31 protein-coding genes and 1 pseudogene are annotated in these 24,760 nt (G+C 70.7%); all 32 read left to right on the top strand.

Features of this window, described 5'->3' with window-relative positions; genetic code table 11:
- Nucleotides 1–80 precede the first annotated feature (80 nt).
- The 32 genes and pseudogenes from EDD93_RS23650 to EDD93_RS23495 all read left to right on the top strand — a co-directional run bounded on the left by EDD93_RS23650 (nt 81) and on the right by EDD93_RS23495 (nt 24,754).
- The gene (locus EDD93_RS23650; protein WP_123527056.1) at nt 81–1,553 is read left to right on the top strand and encodes an SCO6880 family protein; all 1,473 of its coding nucleotides are present in this window, start codon (nt 81–83) and stop codon (nt 1,551–1,553) included.
- A 60-nt stretch (nt 1,554–1,613) separates the two neighbouring features.
- A complete protein-coding gene (locus EDD93_RS23645) occupies nt 1,614–2,084 on the top strand; it encodes a DUF6238 family protein (protein WP_123527055.1) in 471 nt (156 codons plus the stop codon).
- Between the two features lie 23 nt (nt 2,085–2,107).
- Complete coding sequence (locus EDD93_RS23640; protein ID WP_123527054.1) at nt 2,108–2,650, top strand: hypothetical protein; 543 nt, start codon at nt 2,108–2,110, stop codon at nt 2,648–2,650.
- A gap of 45 nt (nt 2,651–2,695) precedes the next feature.
- Complete coding sequence (locus tag EDD93_RS23635; protein WP_123527053.1) at nt 2,696–4,201, top strand: ATP-binding protein; 1,506 nt, start codon at nt 2,696–2,698, stop codon at nt 4,199–4,201.
- Between the two features lie 51 nt (nt 4,202–4,252).
- Nucleotides 4,253–4,705, top strand: coding sequence for a hypothetical protein (locus EDD93_RS23630; RefSeq protein ID WP_148083890.1), 453 nt, complete (start codon nt 4,253–4,255; stop codon nt 4,703–4,705).
- A 28-nt stretch (nt 4,706–4,733) separates the two neighbouring features.
- On the top strand, nt 4,734–5,501 hold the full coding sequence (locus EDD93_RS23625) for a hypothetical protein (protein WP_123527051.1): 768 nt from the start codon (nt 4,734–4,736) through the stop codon (nt 5,499–5,501).
- A complete protein-coding gene (locus EDD93_RS23620; protein WP_260255829.1) occupies nt 5,498–6,094 on the top strand; it encodes a hypothetical protein in 597 nt (198 codons plus the stop codon). Before EDD93_RS23625 ends, EDD93_RS23620 begins: the two co-directional genes overlap by 4 nt.
- Before the next feature lie 292 nt (nt 6,095–6,386).
- Nucleotides 6,387–7,184 (top strand): hypothetical protein, encoded by a 798-nt coding sequence (locus EDD93_RS23615; RefSeq protein ID WP_260255828.1) that lies wholly within the window; start codon nt 6,387–6,389, stop codon nt 7,182–7,184.
- Nucleotides 7,185–7,201: 17 nt separating this feature from the next.
- On the top strand, nt 7,202–7,597 hold the full coding sequence (locus EDD93_RS23610; RefSeq protein ID WP_260255827.1) for a hypothetical protein: 396 nt from the start codon (nt 7,202–7,204) through the stop codon (nt 7,595–7,597).
- 882 nt (nt 7,598–8,479) lie between these two features.
- Nucleotides 8,480–8,917 carry a hypothetical protein gene (locus EDD93_RS23605; protein WP_260255826.1) on the top strand — a complete coding sequence of 146 codons (438 nt, stop codon included), beginning with the start codon at nt 8,480–8,482 and terminating at the stop codon, nt 8,915–8,917.
- A gap of 130 nt (nt 8,918–9,047) precedes the next feature.
- Nucleotides 9,048–9,182 (top strand): annotated as a pseudogene (locus EDD93_RS40335) (glycosyltransferase); the annotation flags it as partial.
- A 59-nt stretch (nt 9,183–9,241) separates the two neighbouring features.
- Nucleotides 9,242–10,051, top strand: a complete 810-nt coding sequence (locus tag EDD93_RS23595; protein WP_123527049.1) for a DUF317 domain-containing protein — start codon at nt 9,242–9,244, stop codon at nt 10,049–10,051.
- Between the two features lie 54 nt (nt 10,052–10,105).
- On the top strand, nt 10,106–11,290 hold the full coding sequence (locus EDD93_RS23590; protein ID WP_123527048.1) for a hypothetical protein: 1,185 nt from the start codon (nt 10,106–10,108) through the stop codon (nt 11,288–11,290).
- A 68-nt stretch (nt 11,291–11,358) separates the two neighbouring features.
- Nucleotides 11,359–11,760, top strand: a complete 402-nt coding sequence (locus tag EDD93_RS23585) for a hypothetical protein (protein WP_123527047.1) — start codon at nt 11,359–11,361, stop codon at nt 11,758–11,760.
- Entirely contained in the window at nt 11,757–12,107 is a 351-nt protein-coding gene (locus EDD93_RS23580; protein WP_123527046.1) for a hypothetical protein, read from the top strand. The genes EDD93_RS23585 and EDD93_RS23580 overlap by 4 nt, the downstream gene beginning before the upstream one ends.
- Nucleotides 12,108–12,438: 331 nt before the next feature.
- A complete protein-coding gene (locus tag EDD93_RS23575; protein WP_148083889.1) occupies nt 12,439–13,173 on the top strand; it encodes a hypothetical protein in 735 nt (244 codons plus the stop codon).
- A 49-nt stretch (nt 13,174–13,222) separates the two neighbouring features.
- Nucleotides 13,223–13,708, top strand: a complete 486-nt coding sequence (locus EDD93_RS23570; protein ID WP_123527044.1) for an MFS transporter — start codon at nt 13,223–13,225, stop codon at nt 13,706–13,708.
- Nucleotides 13,709–13,765: 57 nt separating this feature from the next.
- Nucleotides 13,766–14,473, top strand: a complete 708-nt coding sequence (locus EDD93_RS23565) for a hypothetical protein (protein WP_123527043.1) — start codon at nt 13,766–13,768, stop codon at nt 14,471–14,473.
- Nucleotides 14,474–14,703: 230 nt separating this feature from the next.
- Nucleotides 14,704–14,922, top strand: a complete 219-nt coding sequence (locus EDD93_RS23560) for a hypothetical protein (RefSeq protein ID WP_123527042.1) — start codon at nt 14,704–14,706, stop codon at nt 14,920–14,922.
- Nucleotides 14,923–15,082: 160 nt separating this feature from the next.
- Nucleotides 15,083–16,237, top strand: a complete 1,155-nt coding sequence (locus tag EDD93_RS23555; protein ID WP_185092516.1) for an AAA family ATPase — start codon at nt 15,083–15,085, stop codon at nt 16,235–16,237.
- Nucleotides 16,234–18,033 carry a hypothetical protein gene (locus EDD93_RS23550; RefSeq protein WP_123527040.1) on the top strand — a complete coding sequence of 600 codons (1,800 nt, stop codon included), beginning with the start codon at nt 16,234–16,236 and terminating at the stop codon, nt 18,031–18,033. The genes EDD93_RS23555 and EDD93_RS23550 overlap by 4 nt, the downstream gene beginning before the upstream one ends.
- Before the next feature lie 240 nt (nt 18,034–18,273).
- Nucleotides 18,274–18,723 carry a hypothetical protein gene (locus EDD93_RS23545; protein WP_123527039.1) on the top strand — a complete coding sequence of 150 codons (450 nt, stop codon included), beginning with the start codon at nt 18,274–18,276 and terminating at the stop codon, nt 18,721–18,723.
- A 109-nt stretch (nt 18,724–18,832) separates the two neighbouring features.
- Complete coding sequence (locus tag EDD93_RS23540) at nt 18,833–19,249, top strand: hypothetical protein (protein ID WP_123527038.1); 417 nt, start codon at nt 18,833–18,835, stop codon at nt 19,247–19,249.
- Complete coding sequence (locus EDD93_RS23535; protein WP_185092420.1) at nt 19,246–20,022, top strand: hypothetical protein; 777 nt, start codon at nt 19,246–19,248, stop codon at nt 20,020–20,022. Before EDD93_RS23540 ends, EDD93_RS23535 begins: the two co-directional genes overlap by 4 nt.
- The gene (locus tag EDD93_RS23530; RefSeq protein ID WP_123527037.1) at nt 20,019–20,915 is read left to right on the top strand and encodes a hypothetical protein; all 897 of its coding nucleotides are present in this window, start codon (nt 20,019–20,021) and stop codon (nt 20,913–20,915) included. The genes EDD93_RS23535 and EDD93_RS23530 overlap by 4 nt, the downstream gene beginning before the upstream one ends.
- Before the next feature lie 404 nt (nt 20,916–21,319).
- Nucleotides 21,320–21,493, top strand: a complete 174-nt coding sequence (locus tag EDD93_RS40700; protein WP_311318326.1) for a hypothetical protein — start codon at nt 21,320–21,322, stop codon at nt 21,491–21,493.
- A gap of 184 nt (nt 21,494–21,677) precedes the next feature.
- Complete coding sequence (locus EDD93_RS23520; RefSeq protein WP_123527036.1) at nt 21,678–22,424, top strand: hypothetical protein; 747 nt, start codon at nt 21,678–21,680, stop codon at nt 22,422–22,424.
- Nucleotides 22,425–22,432: 8 nt separating this feature from the next.
- Nucleotides 22,433–22,765: a hypothetical protein gene (locus EDD93_RS23515; protein ID WP_148083887.1), complete on the top strand. Its 333-nt coding sequence runs from the start codon at nt 22,433–22,435 to the stop codon at nt 22,763–22,765.
- A gap of 13 nt (nt 22,766–22,778) precedes the next feature.
- A complete protein-coding gene (locus EDD93_RS23510) occupies nt 22,779–23,183 on the top strand; it encodes a hypothetical protein (protein ID WP_123527034.1) in 405 nt (134 codons plus the stop codon).
- Between the two features lie 220 nt (nt 23,184–23,403).
- Nucleotides 23,404–23,532, top strand: a complete 129-nt coding sequence (locus tag EDD93_RS40330; protein WP_260255825.1) for a hypothetical protein — start codon at nt 23,404–23,406, stop codon at nt 23,530–23,532.
- Between the two features lie 29 nt (nt 23,533–23,561).
- The gene (locus EDD93_RS23500) at nt 23,562–23,951 is read left to right on the top strand and encodes a hypothetical protein (protein ID WP_123527032.1); all 390 of its coding nucleotides are present in this window, start codon (nt 23,562–23,564) and stop codon (nt 23,949–23,951) included.
- Entirely contained in the window at nt 23,948–24,754 is an 807-nt protein-coding gene (locus tag EDD93_RS23495) for a DUF317 domain-containing protein (RefSeq protein WP_123527031.1), read from the top strand. Before EDD93_RS23500 ends, EDD93_RS23495 begins: the two co-directional genes overlap by 4 nt.
- The last annotated feature ends 6 nt before the right edge of the window (nt 24,755–24,760 follow it).

Below are 24,760 nucleotides of genomic sequence, written 5' to 3'. Positions count from 1 at the left end.
CCCGACTCCGGGGCGGCACACCGCGCACTTCCTCGCCGCGTGCCGCCCCGGCCACCGCCCGCGCACCCCCGGAACGGCCCTTGTCTGATCTCACCGTCACCCCGCTCACCGTCAAATTCCCCCACCGGTCGAAGCGCGGCATCCTGCTCGGCCTGTCGCTGCCCCAACTCGTGCTGGTCTCGTGCGCATTGGCTCTTCTTCTGGCCACCGTGGTCTCCACCGGCCTGCTCGGCGCCATCGCCCTGACACCACTGTGGGCCGTGGTCGCCGCCTTGGTCGCCATCCGTCGACACGGCCGCTCGCTCATCGACTGGGCACCGATCGTCCTGCGCTTCGCCCAGCGGCGCCGCACCGGCCAGACCCTGTGGCTCGCCCGGCCCGTCACCCGGCCCCGCCAGGACGGTGTCCTGCATCTGCCCGGCACCGCCGCCTCACTGCGGGTGGTCACCCCAGGCGATTCCGCCAACGGCGCCGCCGCCGTACACGACCCGCACCATCAGACCCTGACCGCCGTCGCCCGGGTCTCCAGCAGGGCGTTCGCTCTCCTCGACCCCGCGACGCAGAACCACAACGTCGCGGGGTGGGGACGAGCCCTGGCGGGCATCGCCCGTACCGGACACGTCGCCACCGTGCAGGTCCTGGAACGCACCGTGCCCGACAGCGGCGACACCCTCTCCCGCCACTGGAGCCAGCAGGGCCACCCCGAGACACCGGTCGCCGGACAGGTCTACAGCGATCTGGTCGCCTCCGCAGGGCCCGCCGCCGCCCCGCACGAGGCATACGTGGCGATATCCCTCGACCTCAAGGCCGCCAAGCGCCTCATCAACCAGGCCGGCGGCGGGCTACCCGGCGCCTTCACCGTGCTCGAACAGACCACCAGCTCCATCGCACAGGCCGCACGCAGCGCCGGACTCATGGTGACCGGCTGGCTCTCGGCGCGCGAGATCGCCGCCGTCATCCGCACCGCCTACGACCCCAAGGCACTGTCCGCGCTGCAGCAGTGGTCGGAGTCCGGAAGGGCCGAAGCGGACCCGGCCGCCGCCGGGCCCGTGGTCCAGGTCGAGGAGTACGACCGGCTCGCCACCGACTCCGCCCGGCACGCCACCTACTGGGTCGAGGACTGGCCCCGCACCGAGACATCCGCGGGCTTCCTGCACGGCCTGATGTTCACCGCCGGAGTCCGGCGCACCCTCTCCCTTATATACGTGCCCCAAGGGCTTGAGTCCGCGATGCGCGACGTCCAGCGCAAAAAGGCGGCCATCATCGCCGACGCAACCGAGCGCTCGCGGCGCGGACAGGTCGACTCCGAGGCCGACAGCGTGGAGTACGCGGACGTCAAAACCCGCGAGCGCCAGCTGATCGCCGGACATGCCGATGTGGCCCTGACCGGACTGCTCACCGTCTCCGCCGAGACCGACGCCCTGCTCGACGCCGCCTGCGCGCAGATCGAAACCGCTGCCGTCACCGCCCAGGTCGACCTGCGGCGACTGAACTTCCAGCAGCCCGACGCCTTCACGCTCGGCGCCCTCCCGCTCGCCCGCACGGCCCTGTAGCCCCCACGCCCGGCACCAGCCGACGTCCTGCCACCCGCGGCAGGAAGGAACTCTTCCCCTTTGACCTCTGCCATCCCCGTCGGCGACGCGTACCCGTACCTGCGGGCCGCCAGCGCCGGCATCCGCCACCACACACGCGCCCGCGCCCCGCGCCCCGAACGTCCCTCTCCGCCTGCGGACCGCGTGCACCTCGACGTGCTGCACGCCCATCTGACCTCGCTGCACCAGCTGCTCGACCAGCTCGCCGAAACCACCCGGCCGCCGTATCCCGCCGCGGGCCGGCATCTGGCTACCGCGCACACCCGGCTGTGGCAGGCCAGCGCCGCCGTGCACGACGCCTTCCATCTCCTGCCCGTGGCGGACGCGGTCCCGACGGACACCGAGTGCCACCCCGAGCGGCTCCCCGAGGGACCGCCCGTCCTGACCATCTGCCAGCGCCACCTCGCCGCCGGCCACGTCGTCCGCCGCAAGACCACGCCGAGCGACCTCAACACTCCGGCGCCCGGTCACACCACCACCTGCAGCCAGTAGTCCGCTCCACCGAAAGGCCCTGCATGCGCAAGCTCAAGCGCTCCACCTCCGCGGCCCTCATCGTCGCCACGCTCTCCGGTACCGCCGCCCTGGCCACGGCCGCGCCCGCCTCAGCCGCGAGCTACCACTGCAAGACCAGCAGCTACACCGTCGACGACCCGTCGTACAACGGCCCCGATTCCGACAACTGGGACTTCGACGTCACGCTCTGCGGCAAGCGAAGCGGCAGCAACATCTACACCACAGCGAAGGTCACCTGGGACGGCCCCTATGCGGCCAACCAGCACAGCAGCCTCACCTTCAACAAGGCGAGGTTCCACCTGCAGACCAAGAAGTCCACCGCGGGCACGGACCCGGTCGTGCAGTACGCCAACTACACCGGCCTGGAACACGCGCTCGAACACAGCAGTGGCAACGGCAACGGCTCGTACGAGACGGGGACGCTCAAGACCAAGGCCAGCGGCCGGTACCAGTACCTCGCCGACGGCTACATCGAACTGGACTGGTCGGGAGACGGCGCGGGCTACCGCAAGCCGCTCCTGTTCAGCGCCTCACCGGTCGTCTGATTCCCGTTCCGCTCCAGCCCGCCATCTTGTGAAAGCTGCCCTGCCATGAGTCACCGGCCCGCGCGCCGAGCCAGCGCCAGCCCCCTGTTCACCCCGCATGGCGCCGACCGCGCCGCCCGAAAAGCCGCCCGCCGACAACTCGCCGAGGCCGCCGCGAAGGCCCGCGTCAAAGCAGCCGCCCACACCACCGGAACCGTGACGGAGGAGCGGGCGATGCCGTCACCGCTCTTCCCACTCGCAGGCCGCCCCGGCCCTGCGTCCTCCCGCAACAACAAGATCAAGCTGCCCGCCCACCGCATGACCACGGCCACCGCGAGCGGGGCGTACCCCTTCCTCGCCGAGGGCGGGCTGGGCGCCGAGGGCATCTACATCGGCCGCGACGTTCACGCCGAAGCCAGTTTCTGTTTCGACCCCTTCGCGCTCTACGGCAAGATCGAGGGCTTCACCAACCCCAACGTGCTGTTGGCCGGGGTCATCGGACAGGGCAAGTCCGCGCTCGCCAAAAGCTTCGCGCTGCGCTCCATCGCCTTCGGCTACCGCGTCTACGTCCCATGTGATCCCAAGGGCGAGTGGACGCCTGTGGCGCAGGCGCTGGGCGGCACCTCCATCGCGCTCGGACCGGGGCTGCCAGGCAAGCTGAACCCGCTGGACGCAGCGCCACGGCCCAACAGCGTCTCCGAAACCGACTGGGCGGGCGAGATCCGCAAGAGGCGTCTGCTGCTGCTCGGCTCCCTGGCCCGCACCGTGCTCGGGCGGGACCTGCTGCCGATGGAGCACACCGGCCTCGACGTCGCCCTGGACGCCGTCGTCACCCGCGCCGCCGCGAGCGGACGCACCCCGCTGCTCGGCGACATCGCCGCGACCCTCAACAACCCCGCCGAACTCGATGTGGCCGGCGGCGTCATGTCCGGCCGCCTCGGCGACGCCTCCCGCGACCTCGCCCACGCCATGCGCCGCCTCGTCCACGGCGACCTCGCCGGAATGTTCGATGCCCCCAGCACCGTGGCCTTCGACCCCAACTCGCCCATGCTGACGATCGACCTGTCCCGTCTCGGCGGCGCCGGCGACGACACCGCCTTGGTCCTCGCCATGACGTGCGCCTCCGCGTGGATGGAATCCGCACTGTCCGACCCGAACGGCGGTCGGCGCTGGATCGTCTACGACGAGGCATGGCGGCTGATGCGCCACCCCGGCCTGCTCGCGAGGATGCAGTCCCAGTGGAAACTGAGCCGCGGCCTGGGCATCGCCAACTTGATGGTGATCCACCGGCTGTCCGACCTGCTCACCGCCGGCGACGCCGGATCCCGCGGACGCGCCTTGGCCGAGGGCCTGCTCGCCGACTGCTCCACCCGCATCATCTACCGGCAGGAGACCGACCAACTCCACGCCGCCGCAGCACTGTTGGGACTGACCTCGGTGGAAGCCGACGCTATCTCGCATCTCAACCGCGGCAGGGGCCTGTGGAAGGTCGCCGGACGATCCTTCATTGTTCAACATCTGCTACATCCGCACGAACTGGCACTTTTCGACACAGATGCCCGAATGCACTGATCGCCGGCCGAGATGTGCCAACAGTCCCTCAATCCCCGGATCCCCACCTCCATGGACAACCCGACCAGCCTTCCACCATCCGCCGGCCCCGGCTCCCATATGGTGCACGAAGCCCTCGGTGCCTCGCCTCGATTCCTTGGCCGCCTGCACACCGAAGGCCCCGAGCTGGTCATCGCCGAGCTCATGCACACGGCCGCGCGCCACCTGGACCACGTACACGAGCAGTTCACCGCCGCCGCCCAGAGCGCGGCATCCCTTCTTACGTACGCTGCTGCCGGGAACACGTCGATCAACTCCCTGGGTGTCCTGCAGAACAGAGGCACACAGATCGACATCCTCGCCGCACGTCGGGACGACGCAGTCGACCGGCTCAAGGAAACCATCGACGCCTACCGGCGGGTGACAGCCTCCCAGGGCGCCGCCCCCCGGGCATACCGCCCAAGAGCCGTGCCCGCTTCGGCGCCCATGATCACGCCACCTGCCCGCGTGGCGCGTGGCAGGTAGGCCCGCCTCACCACTCCGTCAGGAGCCCATGCCCTCAGCACGCACCGACCTGGAAACCTTCGCCGCCGGCCTGGCCGACCGCCTGCCGGGCGCGTGGACCAGTGAATACCACCGTCACCTCACCTACCCCGACCAGTTGCCCGCGGCCGAACAGATCTGGGACACAGGCCACGTCAGCTACGTCGCCACCGAATTCGTGCTGGGACACGACGCTGTACTGCACGGCTCGGATCAGCAGCGCCTCTACCTCGCCGACCGGCCGCGCTATCCGCACCAGTTCGTCGTCGCCCCGCTTGAGCCCGACGACGCCGCCATCAAGCCGCATCACTTCGACGGGGTCGACGAGCCGAGCGGCATCGTTGTCCCCCACGATCCCGCGCGCGCCGCGGCCCTCATCGCCCGCAGGGTTCTGCCCCGCTATGAGCAGGCCCGCCAGGCGGTACGCCGCAACGCCGCCGAGCAGCCCGAGCCCCCACATCGGCAGGCTCCGCCGCAGGTAGCCCAGGTGGTAACGCTGACCTGGTACGCCGACGGGGCGCTCGGCACGCCGTACGGCAGGGTGCCGGAAGATGCGCGGATGACGCTGTACGCCCATGGCTTCCAGTACCACCCGCACCAGGCGGCATTCCTGCTGCCCGCCGCGTTCGGCGAGGACGGTCGCGCTCTGCGAATCCAGGCAGTCGCCCTCCGCCTCGCGGAGCGGGGCATCGGCGTGAACCTGCGCCATGCCGCACCGTCCACGACCGCCGTCCGACCGCCCGCTCCACCGACGGCCGCGCGCGGTGCCGTCCGTTGATCGCACCGTCCCGTTGCCCCGTTCAGGAGCCCTTCCTGCACTTCAATTACGACGACAGCAGCCAGCTGCACTCGCTGGCCGAGCACATCCACAACACGGCCGACGAACTGCCGCTGACCAGCGCAGTGCCCTCCGGCAGCGACAACCTCGACGACCTCGACGATCGGGTTCGCGACATCGCCGGCCTGATCACCCACCTCACCACCGCAGCAGCCTTTGCCAACCGCACGGTACGCCGCGGTCGCAAGCCCGATTCGGACACCACCCAGCTCAAGGTCACCCAGCTCACGCGCGCGGTCGGCGCGCTGGGACACGCCCTGGCCGACCTTGGTGAAGCCGTCGGCCACGCCGGAGTCCTCCACCAGCTCGCCGCCTCACCCCGCTCGATACAGCGCAGCGAGGCCATTGAGTCCACGCGCGCCCTGCTGCACTCCCGGATCGACAGCGCCCGCGGTCGGCTCAACAAAACGGGCGCCCGACTCCACCAGGCAGCCGACCGGCTCACCGCTCCGCCGGCTCTTCCCCGCAGCACGAGCCCGAGCGTCACTACCCCCCACCTTCGGCCCAGCCCAGCTGCCTCCCGCACCCGCTGATCCATCCGCACAAGCTCCCTGGAGTATCTCCATCCGCACCGCCCTCCGCGCCCTGCCCCTGCTCGGCTCCGCCGCGCTGCTCGCTGGTGCCGCCACCGCATGCACCAGCGGCGACGACGCCCCGGCCGACGCGAAGTCCGCCTCCACGCCTGCCGCTCCGAAGTCGACGCCAGCGCTCAGTGACGCGCAGGCTCGCGCCGTCATCGCCAACTACTCGAAGATCAACAACAAGGCCAACGCGCAGCGTGACCGCGCCCTGCTCGACACCGTCGAGGACGGCCCGACGTACGCGATGTCCGTCTCCGACTACACCGAGACCGAGGGCCTGCCCAAGGCCGACCGCAAGCCGTACAAGCCGTGGTCGTATGACACCTCCGGCGCCAAGCTGTACATCCCGCGCTTCACCGCCGGTCAGGACCGCTGGTTCGCCGCCGAGCTCTCCGGCGAGAAGGGCAAGGACCCGAGCCGCATCGCCGTCTTCGCCGAGCAGCCGAAGGACAAGCGGTGGGAGATGGCCACCGTCGTCAACCTCGACAGCACGAAGCTGCCGGACATCGCCCTCGACGGAAGCGGCCACGCCACCGCGGTCGCCGCCACCGACAACAAGCAGCTCGCCGCCGATGCCGACGTGCTGCGCACTGCGGTGATCGACAACTTCGCGACCGGCGGGACGAACACCGGCACCAAGGTCTTCGACCCGACCAAGGCCAGCAAGCAGCAGATCAAGGTCCACGAGGAAACAACTCGCAAGTTCGGGACGTTGGGCACCACCTCCTTCACCGGCGGCACCAACCGCTTCAAGGACGCCTACGCGCTCAAGACCGCCGACGGCGGCGCACTGGTGCTGTTCGCCCACACCCACACGCAGGCCGACGCCGTCGCGCACTCCGGGCTGCAGATCAACCCCGACAAGAACGACAACGCCTGGCTGCACGGCATCCCGCGCACGTCGGTGACGTACACGTTCGTCTGCGCCAACGCCGCCACCGTGCCGGCGAAGGCCGCCCCGTCCCGGCTGATCGGCTACACGTGCGCCCACACCGACGCCTCGGGCCCGCCCGTCGGCTCCGCACGCACGGACCGCGCCTAGCCGACCGGGATAGTCCCTTGTCCCTGCCCCACCCTGACTTCGAGCTGTACGACAACGTCGGCCGCACCACCGAGCAGGTCACCACCCATCGGGAGAACCGGCCGACCGTCGACGACCGGCACCGTTGGGCCGCCTACGACGCACGAGAGTTCAGCGCATCGCTCCCCACCGGGGACGCCGGTCACAGCATCAGCAACTGGACCCACCAGGTCTACCGTGCGCGCTCGGCCGCCGAGTTGAACACCGTCACGCAGGCCGTCCTCGGCGACGGGCACAGCGGTCTCGGCGAGCTGCACCTGTTCTTGGAGACCGCGGCTGAGTGGTGCGAGCGCAACCACGAACCGAGCCTCGCCGCGCGCTACCGCCAGCACGCCGAGGAGCTGTCCGCACTCGGTGATCAGCTGCCTACCTGAGCGAGGACCACCTGGCCAGCATCTACCGGCGCCCGAACCGGTCAACACCCTCGCAACCCGCGCCGTCCGTAGCGGCGGCACCTGCCACACCGGCAGCGCCCACGCGCCGCACCTCCCGCTGACCCAACCCGCCCACGACAGGAAGATCCTCTGTCCACTCGTTCTGTCATCGCCCGCCCCACCGGCACCACCGGCTACGCCGGAACGTACGTCCACTGGGACGGCTACCCCAGTCATCACCTGCCGCTGCTGCTCGCCGCACACCAGAACCGGTTCGCCGGCGACACCGACGCCCTGGCCGCATACCTCATCGACGACGCGCCGGAAGGCTGGTCCTACCTCGGCACCGAACTCCTCGACGGAGCACCCGAGCCCCTGCGCCAGCACCTCGCCGGCAGGCACGATGAGCCCGGTAGGCGGTACCCGGCCCGCGCGAACGAATCGCCGCTGATCTCCACCGAGCGGACAGCGTCGCGACTGAACTGGGGCTACGTCCTCCACCCGCAGGGCATCGAAGTGATCAGCGCGTCCGGCGCGGCACGCGGGCCGATCGTCGCGTGGAGCACCGACCCCCGTGTGCGGTTCCGCGACACCGCCAGCCTGTGGCGGCCCGACCAACCGATCCCGGCCACCACCCCTCCCCAGACCACCGCGCACCATGCGACGCCTACCAGGGCAACACCGATCTCGGCAACGCCGCGTCCCCGCTCGCGCTGAACCGACCACATTCAGGAGACCGATCTGTCCACCCGCGCGGTCATCGCCCGCCCCACCTCCACCGGCTACGCCGGCATATACGTCCACTTCGACGGTTACCCCGACAGCAAACTCCCGCTGCTCCTGGCCGCCTACCAGCACCGGTTCGACGGCGATCTAGAAACGATGGCCCGGCACCTGATCGACGACGTCGAGCACGGCTGGGACGAACTGGGCACCGACCTCCTCGACGGCGCTCCCGTCGCCCTGCGCCGCTCCCTGACCGGAGGCGATGAATACCCCAGCCGCCAGATCACCGACGTGATCGTGATCAGCGCGGACGACAGCCCGGCCGAACGCCTCCTGATCACGCAGGACGGTACCGACGAGCTGGAGTGGGCGTACGTCCTACGCGAGACCGGCATCGAAGTGATCGGCCTGCTGGCGTACGACCGCGGACCCGTCGTCGGGTGGGACACCGACCCGCGCAGCCGTATCCGCACCGACCCCGGGGCATGGAACCCGGAGTCCCCGGCTCCGGTCGTACCGCCGCGTACTGCCCCGCGCCTGTCTGCCGCCTCCCCCGCATCGGCCCCGGCATCCCGCAACGCCGCCCGCCGATAGCCCCCGGAAGCCCGCACCCTCCCGATCGACGCCCGCCCGGAGAAGTTCTCTGTCCCCGCACTCACACGCGAAGATCACTGTGGTCATCGCGACCCAACTCCGCCCAGAGCGGTTGGCGTTTTTCGCTGACATGCATGCCAGCCTGTGCCGCCAGAGGGTCCCGTGGGAGGCCGTCGTCGCCCTCGACGGCGCCGACCCCACTCGGCCGCCTGCCGCCCTCGCCGCCGACCCCCGCGTCCGCACCCTCGCCGCGATGCCGCTTCCTCCCTCGTGTAGTTGAGGCCCCCGTTCCGCCGCCCGCTCCCCGATCCCACCGGAAGAACCATGCCCAACGACCCCGAACAGGACAGGCCCCGGGAGAAGATCCTCATATCTCCCCGCTATCTGGCCGCCAGCCTCCCCAGCGACCACCAACTGCTCCTCGACATCTTCGCCGAGGAAACCGCATGGAGCGCACACACTGATGCGTCGTCGTTGACCGTCACCAGCCCCTGCCGGCGCATCACGATCCGCCACGACCAAACAGCCGTGGGCCGAGGCCCTCACATGGTGATCTCGGCCCGTACTGACGAAGAAGCGGCTGAACGCTGGCGTGCGGATATCGCGGGCAACGTGCCGATCGAATGCGTCGCCACGCTCCTCGGCACCCTGGCCGGCGAATTGGCCACCGATCCGGATCACGTCGTCTACGGGATCGGCACCGAGCCCGGCCTGCTGGAGCTCTACGTCGACGCCGACTCCTGGACCCACTTCGACGACTTCGGACTCTCCGGGTTCATCTCGCACGACGGACACGCTGCCGTGGTCAGCCGCCCCGTGGACTCCCCGGCTCCGCCCATCCACGGAGACGCATCCGTCACCTGGCACCTGGCCGCCTCCCCAGAAGACCTCGGTCACCTGTGGGACATCTCGTTCACGGACAAGACGCCGCCCTTGCTCCTGCACGCGGTCGCCGCCGAAACGCTCGATCCCCGGCCCACTCTGCGCTCCACGTCCTTCCCGTTCCCCGCCGCGGTCGTCCCGCTGGTGACCATCGAACGCATCTCATCGCCACCTCGCCGTCCCACGGCGCAGCCTCCCCACGGCGGACTGCCCCGCAGCCCCGAGCCCAAGCGCACCCCGAAGACCCGCTGAGTCCTGTTCCTCCGAAGGAACACGCTCCTGCGGACTCGACCGACCAGGACCTTGATGCCCAACCCCACCGCCGAGATCGCCCTCACCACCAGCCGCCACCTGGGCCTGGTCGCCATCGCACACGGCGAGAAGTACCAGCAGGCCAAACGGGCCCTGGAAGAAGCCGGATTCGCGCGCCTGCCCAACGGTGCGTTCACCGCCCCGCTGACCGATCCGCAGGCAGCTCGACGCACCGCCCGCGCTCTGGTGCACCAGGCCCACGCACATGGCGCCACCATCACCACCAGCACCCGGCCCTACCTCGGCGACATCGGCACGGAGATCGCCGCACAACTGCCCGGCACATGGAGCGCCGAATTGCACATCTACAGCCACCCGCTGTGGCAGGAAGACCTCTGGCCCATGCTGTGGGAGGCCGGCGAGATGTACCGGGCCCTCGAAGACCACCGCATACCGTTCGCGTCCGTCCTGAAGAACGGCTCGGGCACCGAGCTGCTGCTGATCGAGCGCCCCGGCCACAGCAGCGGCTACCTTCTGGGCGCGCTCACCGACCGGGAGCAAGAGGACCCGCACGATGACCCGACCACGCCGCACAGCATCGTGCTGCCCGCCGATCCCGCTCTCGCCGCCCGCGCCGTCGCGGACACGTTCCTGCCCGCCTACCGGCGTGCCCTGCACCACCAGGACCTGAACAACGTCCTGCGTGCACTGGAGCACATCCGGGAAGAACACCAGACCCTTCAGGTGATCAAGGGATCCGGCCGGTACAGCGACGGCGTCCCGCTCCGCGACTCCCGCCTGATCGCGGGAATGGAACGGGACTTCGCCGACCACGCCTGGCTCTCTTACCGCGCCGTCCATGAACACGCACCGCTCCTGCTCAGCCGCTGCCGTCCCACCGCCACCCCCTGGCCCGAAGACGCCGCGGCCCTGACCCGCCTGCGCGAGGCGCTCGCATTCAGTCAGGACGCCTGGGACGAATGGAACGACTTGCGTCACGAGTTGTACTCGATTCCCAGCACGCTGCCGGCCCACGAATGGAGCCAGGTCCGCGGGCAGCTCGGCCTCACTGTCCTGCCTGCGATCGAGACGTGGCTCGCCGACAGCGAAGCGTTCGAGCGCCAGGCCCGAGCCGCCGTACCGGGTGGGCCTGCCTCACTGTCCGCGCCCTCCCCGCGACTTCTTACCGCCCGCCCCGCGCCGCTGGCTGCCCTGCGCTCCGCGGCAGCGCACCGCTGACCGCTCACAGAAAGGATTCGCCTCTGTCTGACCACTTCCGCTTCGGCGCCCATCCCGACCACGGCTTCGTGGCCGCCGCCACCGCGAACATCCCCGCGCACCTCGCCGACTGGTTCCTGGTCCGCGAACAGTTCGAGCCCGTCCCCGACACCCCAGGTCTGTATCGGCTCACCCACCCGGAGAAGGACGGTGTCCGCCGCACCCGCCAGGCCGTGCACGACCTTCGCCGGCACGGATACGAGGTCCAGGCCGACTACTCCCTCGACCCGGGCCGCAGTGCCAGTCCACCGCAGCCCGCTGTACGCAACGGGCTGATGGAGCGCCGCAACCGCATCGCGCAGGCCGCAGCCACACGATCCTCGCAGCGGCTCACCGCCCCGACCACCACGATCCCCGGGGCTGCGCCGCAACCCGCCTTCGTCCCCGTCAACAGCCGGGCCCAGTCGGCCGGGAAGGGGCGAGGCCGATGAACGGCGAACCGATCCGCATCATCCGCGGCCGGGGCGGCCAAGTCGAAGTCGAAGGTGCGGTCGACGCCTCCGCCGCGAGCGTCCTGACCCGCGCCGGATTCGACACCTACCCCACGCTGGGGGGCGTGTGGATCCGGTTGCCCTTCGACCTGGGCCGCACCTGGGAGAACGAGCACGCCAGTTGGGCAGCCGAGATGCTCACCGCCGCCCGCTACAGCGTCGACCTCGACCAGGACCTGCGCACCGCCCCGCCCTCGGCGAGCGCACCATCGGCGCAGCGCCGTAGGAAGGCCGCCATGACCGCGCAGTCCGCACCCCGGGGCACCTTGCGGCGGCAGCGCCGCTGATCCGACGCCCCCGACACGAAAGCCCGCCGTCCTGACTTCCTCCGCCGCCATCACCCTCCACCTTGCCTCAGGCAACACCATCGTCGCGCTCCCCAGCGGCGAGAGGCACCGGTGGGCCACCACCGCCCTGGAACTGGCCGGGTTCACCCGGCACCAGGACGAGGCCCATCGACTGCCCCTAGGCGACCACGCCCAAGCACGTGCGGCGCTCACCCAGCTCCACGAGACGGCCCGCGGCTGCCACGCCAAGGTCATCACCAGTGACCGCCGCTATCTCGGCGACATCGCACACGTCGTCTCCGAGGGCCTGCCCGGCACGTGGGAGGTGGACGTGGAACACTACCCGAACGGATCCATACCTAGCCGCCTGCTGGACTGGGTGTGGGAGGCCAGCCCAGTGCTGTCCGCGCTGCCGAAGTACCGCACCTCCTGTGCGGCGATCCTCCGCGACGGCGGCGGCACCGAACTCCTCCTGGCCGAACACCCTTGGGACGGCAGCTACTTGGTCGGCACCCTGCTGCCCTCCCCGGACCACGTCGACGTAGTCGGAACCGGCGCGCCGCGCACCGTCGTTGCCACCACCGCCCATGGGGCCGCTGCCGACGTGTGCTCACGCCTCCTGCCGGAATTCGAGCAACTGGTGCTCCTGGCGCGGCTTCACGAGGTGCAGGAGGACCTGCGCTGGGTGCGAGACGCCGAGCCGGGGACCGTGCCCACCGTGGACCTGGAAGCCGCGCTGGACCGATTCCTCACCCACGTGCCCTACCTGATCGAGGGCACTCGTTGGGCCGACGGCAAGCCCCTGGCCGTACCGGAGACGGCTGCCCTCGTCCGCCTCGAAATCCTCCCTTCCGGGGTTCAGGCCGACGCCGGCGCCCGAGACGGAGGGGAGCCAGGCGGCATGGGTGAAGCGATGGCGCTGTGGCTTGAGTCCGACGAAGACCTGGTCGACGTGGTCCGGGCCACCATCGTCGGCCCGGCCGAGAAGACCGCCCGCCCAGCCATCGCCACTGCCACGCCGCCCAAGCCGCCGACAGCAGTCGCTGCTCCCGGATGGGCCCGCTGACCTTCCGTTGGCGCCGCCCTGTCCAGACCGATCACGGAAAGCACCCGCGTTGAATTCCCGTACCAGCCGTCCGCCGGCCCGCTCCGCCTCCCGGCCGCTGCTCGCCGAACGCCATATTGCCCGGCTGCTGGTGGGCACCCTGGCCGGGCGGCTGCCCAACGGCATGGTCCCCGTCGCGATCCTCCTCCTGATCGCCGAGCAGGGCGGATCCCTCGCGGTCGGCGGGCTGCTGTGCGCGCTGTACGGGCTGGCCAGCGCCATCGGACAGCCCGCCCTGGGACGGATGGTCGACCGACGCGGGCAGACCCGGGTCACGGCCGCCGCCGTCCTGATTACCACGGTCTGTCTCCTGCTGCCGCCGTACATCGACGCTGTCCTCCAGCCGGCGCTCGCGACCGGCCTCGTGGTCCTCGCGGGTCTGAGCACGCCCCCGCTGGAGGCGAACCTGCGCGCGCTGTGGGGCACCGTGCTGACGGATCCCGAGCGGCGGCGCGCCGCCCTCGCACTCGACACGGGAGCCCAAGGGCTGATCTAGGTCGCCGGGCCGCCGCTGGTCGCCCTGCTGTCCGCCGTGCATGGCCCCGGCGTGGCCATGACGGTCACCGCGGTGCTGGGACTGCTCGGGGCAGCCGCGGTGCTCAGTACCGCGCCGTCCAGGGCGTGGCGTCCTGCCCTGGCACGTGCCGGCGGATTCCTCGGGCCCCTGCAGCACGGCGGGCTGCGGTTGCTGTTCCTCGCCGTCGGCGGTGTCGGCTTCGCCTTGGGATCGATGAACGTGTGGGCGGTGGCGATGGCCGACCGGCACGGCACTGCTGTCCGGACTGATCCCGCCGCGCTGTCCATCGGCAGCCTTGTCGGCGGCATCCTGTACGGCCGACGCCACTGGCCGGGCCGTCTGAGCAGTCAACTCGTCACTGCGGCAATACTGTTCGCCGCCGCCTGGGTGCCGCTCGCCTTGGACCCCGGCCCGCTCGCCGCGACCGCGTTCACGGCACTGCCGGGCCTCTTCCTCACCACGCTGATCACCAGCGCCTTCCTGACCGTGGACGCGCTCGCCCCCGCCGGCACCCGCACCGAGGCGTACGCCTGGCTCATCGCCGCGGTCGGCACCGGGCAGGCCGCAGGCACCGCCCTCGCGGGCGTCCTGTCCACCGGCCCGGCCGCTGCAGCGCTCCCGACCGCTGGAGCCGTCGCCTGCCTGGGAGTAGTGCTCGGCGCCCGCCACCGCCTCGCCACTCCGGGCACCACGCGTCCCCGTGGACGGCACCGCCACGCCCCGGCCCACGCCGCGCATCGCTGACCCTCGCGGGACGACTTCGCGCCCCGGCCAGACCCTACCTTCCCCCCTGAACTGCCCTTCACCGCAAGCAGATCACCAAGCACATGGCTGTTGTTGGTACACCCGGCTATCAGAACGTGCGGAAAGGCGAGTCAGGTAGCTCCGGGCCCGCCTCGCCTTCACCCAACACCCACCTCTTTCCCGCCACCACCGATTGGAGATCCGCCTTGACCGAAGCAGCAGAGCCGTTCATGCCGATCCGGCACACCATCACCGGCGAGATCACCACCACCGGCTACAACGCCGCCGCCCGGCGGATCCTGCTCCAGGACGGCTTCGAAGAGACGCCAGGCTGCGCCTGCCGAGCGACAGAACCCGGTACGGAGTGGACCGGGCCTGCTCGGCAGCCAGCGAGCTGCTCGTCGCCGGCCACCCCCTGCACCTGGACCAAGCCCTCGGTCGGCCGGTGAACGCCGACGGTACGCCCCGGTTGGCCCGGTCGCCGATGTCGGCACAGTCCGTGATCCGCTCCGAGAGCGGCCAACCTCTCCAGCAAGGACCCTCGTTTTGACCACACCCGGACCGCCCACCAGTCCAGCGCGCACCAAGGGCGGCGAACTACGCGCCAAGGTGGCCCGACTGCTGGCAGACCGGCCGGTAGACACGCTCACCATCGGGGACATGGCCAGGCAGCTGGGCCACTCCCACGGCGCCGTCCGCAACGCCGCCCTCACCCTGGTACGACGCGGCGAGGCCGACCAAGGCGGAACCAGACAAGGCCGAACCGGGCAACCGGAGTTCCGCGCGAACGCGAAAACCGCCGCAGCCGCGCAGACCGCTGTGATCAGCCCACCGGGCACCCACTCTCCCCGCGCCCAGGCAGCCACTGCCCGCACGACCATTACCGCCGCAACCACGCCCAGGCAGACCGGCCCGATCCGCCGCGCGGGGGGCCAGCTCTACCACCCCCGCGAGCTGGCCGACCTGCCCGACGTCGAAGCTCTGAATCGCCTGCGCGACGCCGACGTGCCGGTGCTGCTCTACGGCCCTCCGGGCACCGGCAAGACGAGTCTGGTCGAGGCGGCGTTCCCGAACCTGCTCACCGTCGCCGGGGACGGCGACACCACGGTGGGCGACTTGATCGGCGAGTACACACAGGCCGACAGCGGAGGATACGTCTTCCAGTACGGTCCGCTGGTCACCGCGATGACCGAGGGCCGCGCCCTGCTGATCGACGATGCCACCCTGATCTCACCGAAGGTCCTGGCGGCGCTGTATCCCGCGATGGACGGGCGCAGGCAGATCCAGGTCAAGGCCCACAAGGGCGAGACCATCAAGGCCGAGCCGGGCTTCTACGTGGTGGCGGGCCACAATCCCGGCGTCCACGGGGCGGTGTTGACGGAGGCGCTGTCGTCCCGGTTCAGCGTGCAGATCCAGATCGGCACGGACTATGACCTCGCCCAGGCGCTGAGGATCGATGCCCGGGTGGTCCGGGTCGCCCGGAACCTCTCCCACCAAGTCGAACTCGGCGAGCTGGGCTGGGCCCCCCAACTGCGGGAGCTGCTCAGCTACCAGAAGACCGAGGCCGTCCTCGGCACCAATGCCGCGCTCGCGAACCTCGTCGGCATCGCTCCTGTGGAGGATCGGGACGCCGTCGCCGACGCCGTCATCAAGGCTGTCGGCGTCAAGAAGATCGCGCCCCTCACCCTCGGCAAGCAGCTCCCCGCCTCAGCCGCCCGGCAGCCTCCGAGAACCGGCTCCGCACACCGGAGCCGCCCGCGATGAGCGCCCACCACCACGTCCAGTCCCCCGCCACCACCCGGGACGACGACGCCGACCTCGCGCGCTGGGACGACGACGGCGCCCCGCCCGCGCAACCCCGTTCCTCCCCGGCCGCGTGGCTGCGCGTGGGAGCCGAACTCGGCGACCGGCTGGTCGCCCTCTCCGGCCGCCAGGACCTCCTCGTCACCTGCCGCCCCGGCACGCGCAGCGGCGCACCGGCCGTCTACTTCCCCACGCTGGGCGAGGTCGAGTTCGACGCCGCCCTGTTCGCCCCGCTCCAGCCACACGAGATCCATCCGCGGATCGTGGGCGACGAGGAGCGGTATCCCGCCGCCTGGGGCGTTTTCGTCCACGAGGCCGCCCACGCGGCCCACTCCGTCTGGACACAGCCTGCCGGAGCGGACCCCCGTGTCGTCGAAGCCGCGCTCCTGCTGGAGGAGAGCCGCGTCGAAGGCGCCCACCTGATCACGCGGCCCACGGACCGCACGTACCTGCGCACCAGCGCCCGAACCCTGGTCATGCCCGACATCGCCCACCCCACCCTCCAGGGCATCGAGCACGCCGCCGGCGTGGCGGCCCTGATCCTCGGCCGCCGCGACGTCGGCATCCTGGACGCCGACGAGACCCGGGCCGTCGCCGATCTGTGCGAAAGAGTGCTGGGCGCAGACCTGCTGGCCACACTCACCCGCATCTGGACCGCATCCCACCAGTGCGCCGACCACGACGCCACGACCATGCTCGCGCACGCTCAAAAGTGGTGCGACGCTCTGGACACCGCGGTCCCCGCCCTGCCCGTGCCGGAGAACCTCGCCGATCTACTGTCCGGCGCCGTGGGGGTCGTCATGGACAGCACGGCAGCCACCGACGCCGCCGACCTCGCGGCCCAGGCCGCAGCGACCAACGCCATGGCCACGAAGTCCAAGGCACAGGCCCAGGACCGCGCCCAGCGGGCCGGCCAGCGACGCAAAGCCGCCGCCACCGCCAAGTCGGTCTTCAACACCCGTCGCACCACCGTCACCCCCGACGGCACACCGGCGCCCAACAGCAACCCGGTCACCGGCACCCGCAGGCCCACAGCCGCCGAGCAACAGGCCGCCGCGCGCCTGAGCCGCGCCCTGCGCGCCGCCGCCTACCGCGAGCGGACCGAGGAGCGGACCACCAGCCCCACCCCGCCCGGCCGCCTCAACATGCGCGCGGCCCTCGCCCGCGACGCTCAGCGCGCGGCCGGATCGGTCCCCACCGCGGAACCGTTCACCCACACCCGCCGCCGAAACTCCCCCACCCCACCGCTGCGCGTGGGTATCGCCGTCGACGTCTCCGGCTCCATGCGTGCCGCCTGCGCACCCGTCGCGTCCGCTGCCTGGATCGTGGCACGCGCAGCAGCCCTGACCGGCCCCGACTCCCTTACCGCCACCATCGCCTACGACAGGCACCTGACCGCACTGACCCGACCCACCCACCGAGCACCAGAGCGCGTGACGGAGTTCGATGCCACCGGCGGCCACCACAACCTCGGCGCCGCCATCGACGCACTCGACCACGGCCTCGAACTCAGCCGCCCCGGCGCCGGCCGCCTCCTCGTGATCGTCACCGACGCCCGGTACCGCAGCGACGAAACCGCTCAAGCCGTCACCCGCGTCAAGCAGCTCACGACCGCCGGCTGCGCCGTGCTCCAGCTCATCCTCACCGCGAAGTCCAGCCACTTGCCGGGGACCACCTTGCTGCACCTGCCCCAGCCCTCCAGCGCTCCCGTCGCCATCGCCACGGCGGCCACAGACGCCATCCGCAGGACACGCTGAGGCGCGGAAGCGTCCCCGAGACCACTGCCAAGCACTCCAGACCACCTCCGTCCGCCGCACGAATCGTGCATCTGATGCACCACCCTCCGCAACGACGCAGGCCACCACCCCAACCGCCACCGAAGGGCACTCGATTTGAAGCCCCAGACCAGCAGCTCGACCTCGAACGCAACGCCCATCAAACGGAATTCCCCGGGGGTCCCCACGAGCTGGAAAATTGCCCACAGCTGTGGACATGAAGTGACGCACGACCTGTCCAACCGTCCGGCCGACCGGCGCGCCGGATTCGCACGCTGGCTCGAAGGCCGCGACTGCACCGCCTGCTGGAAGACCGCACGCGACTCCGACACGGAGTCCAAGCAGGCATGGCTCGCCGCCAAGCGTGCCAAGGAGCAGCAGGCTGCAACGGAGTGGGCCGAGCAGTTCGACATGCCGCCGCTCGAAGGACCCGAGCGGGCCCTCGAATGGGGCGAGCGCTCCCGCCACCAGCTCGTCACCACCGCGTACGGCGCGCTGGTGAACGAGGGGACCTGGGACGAGGCCGACTGGGCCGTCCTGGAAGACACAATCCGCACCGTCACGCGGGCGGGATGGTGGATAGACCAGCGCGACGCCGAGGGCTCTGACCTGCCCGAACTCCTGGACGCCGCAACGTCCGACGACATCGGTACCGAGAACCCGTTCCGGTAGAACGCGGGGTCATATACCCGACGATCCCCGGTTACCGAAACCGGGGATCGTCCGGATCCTTGTTCCTCCCACCGCCTCCCCGCGCACCTCGTGGAAGGAACCTCCTGCTGTGCCCGTCTCCCGCCACCCGCATGCCCTGGGTGACATCGTCACCCCCGAACGCGACATCACCCACGCTCACTTCCGGCCCGGCGACCAGGTAGTGATCCTCAAGGGCGTCGCCGGAAGCGAACTGTGGGGCGACGCCTACAAGGTCGTCACCCCCTCCTGGCACACCCCGACCGACGAGGACGGCTGGCGCCTGTTCGACCCGGCCGGCGGCGAGCGCACCTACATCACCGCGCACCCCCGCTACCTCGTACACCTCTCCAGTCGATGCCTCGACTGCCTCATCTACCAGCAAGCCCTACGCACCTACCTGGTGGCGCGCCTGTCCGGCGCCGACGAGGACATCGACTGCGGCTGGTACTCGGTCACCCACCTCAACCAGGTGGTGCACGTCGCCGATGCCCGGGGCGGGAAGTGACGCACGCCCTGCCGAGCCCGGAGCGCGCCGCCGCTCTGGCACGCGCGGCGTCGATCGCCATCGAAACGATCTCCGGCTCTCAGTGGCTGGCACGCCTCGCCGAGGCGCTGCGTGAACTGGATTCGACCTGGCAGGAGTCGGCCGACATCTGCGCCGATATCGCATGGCAGGCCCGCGCCGCCGGGAACAGTCCGCTCGTGCTGCTCACTGCCGAATACGTCACCGACGAGGGGCCCGACCCGGTCGTCCAGCAGACGTATCGGCACCTCTACCTGACAGGTCTTCGCTATGACTTCCGGTGCCGCTCCATCGAAACCCTGTTGAATCAGGTGCCGTTGAGCGTACTGAACGCGGACCCCTACAGCTGGGCGCTGTACGCCTTCGCCCGCCTGGGACAGTCCCGATCCGACGGGCTGGCGGTGATGGAGCGGGTTCTCTCCACAGCCTCGGATCACCCCAAGACGCTGCACGTCCTGCTGCACGGGGTATGGCTCGGCGGCCTGCTGCCCGACCGGGCAGCCTTGCTGCTCGCCCTCGTGGACCGGCTGCCGGAGCACGGCAGCAACGATGCTGTCGCGCAGTTCCGCAAGGCATCGGCGCATCGCGCCCACGGCCACTACCGCCAGGCGTACACGGCGATCGGCCGCGCGCTGGAACTCCTACCCCCGGGCGAGCTGGCCGTCCACGCCGACCTGGCGCGTGAACGCTCCCTGATCACCGCCGCCCACGACCTGCCCCTCCTCAACCGCAACCTCCCGGACCCCTCTCCATGATCATCCGTATCAACCCGCGCGACCTCAGCTCCCACGCGCCGCTCACCGAGGCCCTCGGCCGCCCCTCCAGCGGCCAGATCCTGTCCGACGAAACAGTGGTCGCCCACTGGCTGGGGCTGGACGACTACACACCCCTAGACGATCACTGGATGTCCGTCGAGTGGGCCGAGCACCTGGACGCCCCCACCTGGGAGCACCCCTTCGCTGCCAGCTCGCACGGTGACCGCCGCGCCATCTGGCACGCGGACGTGCGCCTGGCCCGCGACGACCGCGACCTCACCGGACCCGAGTGGTCCGAGATCGCCCACCGGACCGCCCGCACGGCCGGCATCCAGCGCCCCGGCGACAATAATGGCTGCCGCTGGATCGCCGTTCAGGCACGGCCCGGCCGTCTCGATCTACTCGCCAACCTCATCCGGCCGGACGACACATGGACGGCGCAGCCACCTTGGCTTCTCGCGCTCCTGGCCGCCGAGAGCCGACGCATCGAGACCGAACTGGACCTCATCTCGCCTCGGACCGGAGGTCCTGACCCGGATTCGGCCGCTCGGTTCGCCCGGCGCGCCACCCCGCAGGCCGACGTTGCTGGCGCCGCCACGCAACTCGCCGGGCTGCTGAGGCAACTCGCCGACGAGAACACCGGGCCGCTGTCCACCGTCCGCGGTCTCGTCGAGCACGCGGCTCATCGCCTCGGCCGTCTCTCACACGCTCATGCCCAAGGCAGCGCACATCAGTTGGAGTTGATTGCACGCCGCCTGCACGGCATTCAGCAGGATCTCGACGCCACAGTCGCCGCCCTGCCCACCGCTCCAGCGGTCCCGGCGCGACCGACACCCGCGCCGTACCGGGCAGCGGCAGCCCCCGTCCCGCCCGGCGCCCGTCTTGCCCGCTGACCCGTCAGAGAGAACCCCGACTTGGCCCTTGCCGATCGTTGCCTGACCCTGGGGCGCGACGAGCACTCCGGGGAAGTCCTCGCCCGCGGCGGCGATCCCGAAGCCCACAGCATTCTGCAACGCAGCAACTTCGTCCCCGTCGTCCGCCTCCACGAGACCTATCACCGTCTACCTGTCGCCCTCGACGAGGCTGAGGAGAAACGCCTCGCCATCCGCGCCGTCGCCCGGCTCCGCGCCGTCAGATACCACGTCGAGGCCGACGAAGCCTTCGACACGAGACGCGCGAGCCTCACTACCTGCCGCTTGGATCACAGGTCGCGCACCTCGCCGAGCAGATCCGCGAAGCCACCACCAGCGACGAGGTCGCCGACGTACTGACCGAGCTGACGGCCTCCCACGACGGCGTGCTCATCGCCCTCGGCGAGGTCCTCACCGCGGCTGCCGCGTTCTACTCCGATCTCGGCCAGGCCCTGGATCCGCACACCGCCAAGCGGCTGCAGTACCTCGTCGAGCACCAGCTCGGCGTCCTCTGGTCCGACCTCACGCCCATGCGCAACGACCTCGCCGACCGCCACTAGGACCATCCCCAGCGCCGCGCCTGCGCCACCGAGGTCGGACCGGACGAACGCGAAGCATCCGCCGTCTGCGCCTGCCCGCCTCCGCCGCGCCTGGCCACCAGCCCCGTCGCACCGCCTGGAGCACCCGCCCCCGCGGCACGTCCCCGGCACTGACCCCGCTCCCCCTTCCTTGTCTGAGGAGACCATGCACGACCCCACCCCCGACACCGGCCTCGGCTCGTTCGCTGCCGTCCTCGCCGGCGAACTGCCCGGCGACTGGACCAGCACGTACCACCCGGACCGTGGCGGCCTCAACGTCCTCACCGACCGCGTGTGGGACATGGATGACGTCGCCGACGCCCTGGCCAACCACACCGTGGACCACTGCGCCGTGCTGCGTCGCCATGACGGCACCCGCCTCTTCGTCGCCGAGCAGCCGGGCCACGGCGAGGGATACCTCATTGCCGCCATGGCCCCCGACGACGCACCGGACGAGGCGTTCCGCGGCGTACGCGAGCCCGACGGCCTCGCGGTCGACGCCGATCCGTTCAGCGCCGCCGAGGACGTCACCTTCGACCTGCTGCCCAGATACTACGTAGCGCTCGCCCAGGCGCGCGGCAACGCCGACCGGCTTGCGCTGCCGCAGTCCGCCCCACAGCGCATCGTCATGACCTGGTCTGACGGCTCCCTCGTCGTCGACAAGCCCGACCGCCCCGACATCGCTCGGGCCCTGACCGACAGCGGCTTCACTTTCGACCCGACCCGCGGCGTCCTCGTACTGTCCGGTGATGACACCGCCCATCAGGCCGCCTCCGCACGAGCCGCCGGAGCCCGCCTGGACGAACTGGGCATCGGCGTCGTACTGCGTCACCCGCAGGCCCGGTCGGCGCTGGGCACCGCCTCGGTCGCGCCGCCGACCCCGACGGCCGTCTCTCGGCACCGAGGCCGATGACGCGCCGCGTGCCACGTGCCGCCGAGACCGAGCAGGACTTCGCCGCGGTCCTGACCGAGATCTCCGCCCCGGAGGAGGGGCTGCTCCCGCATCTGGTGCAGTCCTTGATCACCACGTGGGTGACGTGGGGCGAGCACCGACGCCAAGCCGGGCTGGATGAAGGACCGGCGGACCAGCTGATGAAGACCACCAGCAGCCTGTCCAACCACGCCCAGCAGATCACGCAGATCCGCAACCAGGCCGCCCGGCACACCCGCCAACCGCCGCTCCCGGAAAGAGCCTCCCGCCTCCAGCCCCCTCGGCCGCTCCGTCTGCGCGACGGCGGTAGCCCCGACTCGTAGGAGCCACCTTCACGTGGGAAGCCGTGCCGACGACGAAGGCACCGACGTCACGATTTACCTCAAGGCCCTGACCGGCACCGTCCACGCCGACACCCCAACCGGCGCGCCCGAACAGCTCTTGGCCCTGCTCGACCGCCTCGGCTTCGAACGCCAGACCCTGGCCACCGCCGGGCCCGACTACATCTGGCACGAAGCGCCCGGCCACCTCGACGAGGCCGCGAAGAAGCAGCTCGCCACCCATGCGGTGCCCTGGCTACACAAGGCCGGATACATGGTCCACATCACCGATGACGTCTGGGACTCCGCCGCCTATACCGAGGCCGTCATGGCGATACGCAACCAGAGCGTCCCGGCCCCGCCGCCGACCGTGGCCGCAGTCCGGATCACCGACCGTCAGCCAAGCACCCGCCGCCGGTGAGACGACCAGCACCAGGAGCGCGCCAGCACCCACACCGCGCTCTGCTTGCGCGCGCCGTACCCGCCGGCCACCCGACCGCGCCGGCCCCGTACCACCGGGCCGCCACCCACCCTCACCAGGAGCCCCCGTCACCGACGAACCCGGCCGCACACCACCACCCATCAGCACCAGCCGCAAACCCCGCCTGGCCACAGCCCTGTTCCGCCGATACTTGCGCGCCGTGACCGTCGGTAGCCGCGAACGCGCCATCCCACTGGCCGACGGACGCTCCCAGGCAGCACTCGACGAAGCCCGCCGCCGCGACGCCATCCTCCTCGTCGACAGCTACCGCCTCCGCCACCACGACTAACACCCCGAACCGTCCTGTTCAGGAGGCCCATGACCGACTCGAACCTCCCCTCCGTACAACTGGCTGAAGCCATCGCCGGGCAACTCGGCCGGCTCCGTCGCCTCCTCGCCCTGGCGCCGCCGCACGAGGCGGCCCGGATCCTCGCCGGCGTCCTCGACTACGACACCGGCATCCTCGGCGAGGTCACCCAACTCGTCGAAACCGGATCGCGTTTCGCGAAGGTCCACTCCGAGCATGGCCTCCTGCCCCCCGAAGTCTGGCTGGCCCTCGGCCGCGCCGCCAACGAACTCGACAGCGTGGGCGGAGACCTCGCCGAGCACACCGGCACGATCAAGCAGGTAGCCAAGCCCACCGCCCCCTCCAGCAGGCCGATCGCTGCGCCGGTTGAGTCCGCGATGGTCATCAGGCGGCGCCGGTGAAGAAGAACCAGCAGTGGGCCGGCTGGGGCCCCACCAGTCAGCAGGCCCAGCAGTACTACCTCGTCGAGCCCCGCCACCTCGCAGGCGGCGGCGACATGCGCCACGTCACCGAGTTCTTGCGCGCCTCCGGGTGGAAGGACAAGTCCAAGACCGGCGGACCTGTCGTCTTCGACAGCCCCGACAAGTCCGTGCGCATCGGATACGACCCATTCACGCAGCCCGGCGGCTGGACCATCAGCGGGAAGCAGACTAAGAAGCAGGAGGCATGGCACGCCACCCTCGGCCGCCAGGTCCCCGTCGAGATCGTGGCCGGCATCACCGACGCGCTCACTCGCCCGCGATCCGCACACGCCCCAAACGTGTGGGAACCTCTGCAGGAACAGGACTGGGAGACCGAGCGGGGACAGCACTTCACCGCACGCAGCCCGGACGGAGACGCGTTCGTCCGCTTCCACCAGTCCGCCCCCGGCCAAGCGCACTGGTGGGCCGGCGCCCGCAATGAACACGGCCGGGTGTGGGAGGCCGTGTTCACTCCGACCACGCCGATGCACCTCGTGCAGGCGTTCAGCACCGCGCTCGCCGATCCACAGCCCCTGATGCGACCTCTCGGCCACGTCCCGCCCTCCCAGAGGATCCGCACCACCTCCGTGTCGGTGCTGCCCTCACAGCTCAGCGCCTGGCAGCAGGCCCGCATCACCGCGGCCCGCGCCAGCACCTGGGCCAGCAACGCCTTCGCCGCCAACAAGGCGCGCCCTCAAGGCCCGGGAGCACGCCCGTACGCAAAGGCCGGGCGGATGCGGTGAGCCACG

Source organism: Streptomyces sp. 840.1, assembly GCF_003751445.1.
Classification (GTDB): Bacteria; Actinomycetota; Actinomycetes; order Streptomycetales; family Streptomycetaceae; genus Streptomyces.
The sequence above is the reverse complement of the archived record's forward strand: the minus strand, read 5'-3'. Positions and strand labels throughout refer to the sequence as shown.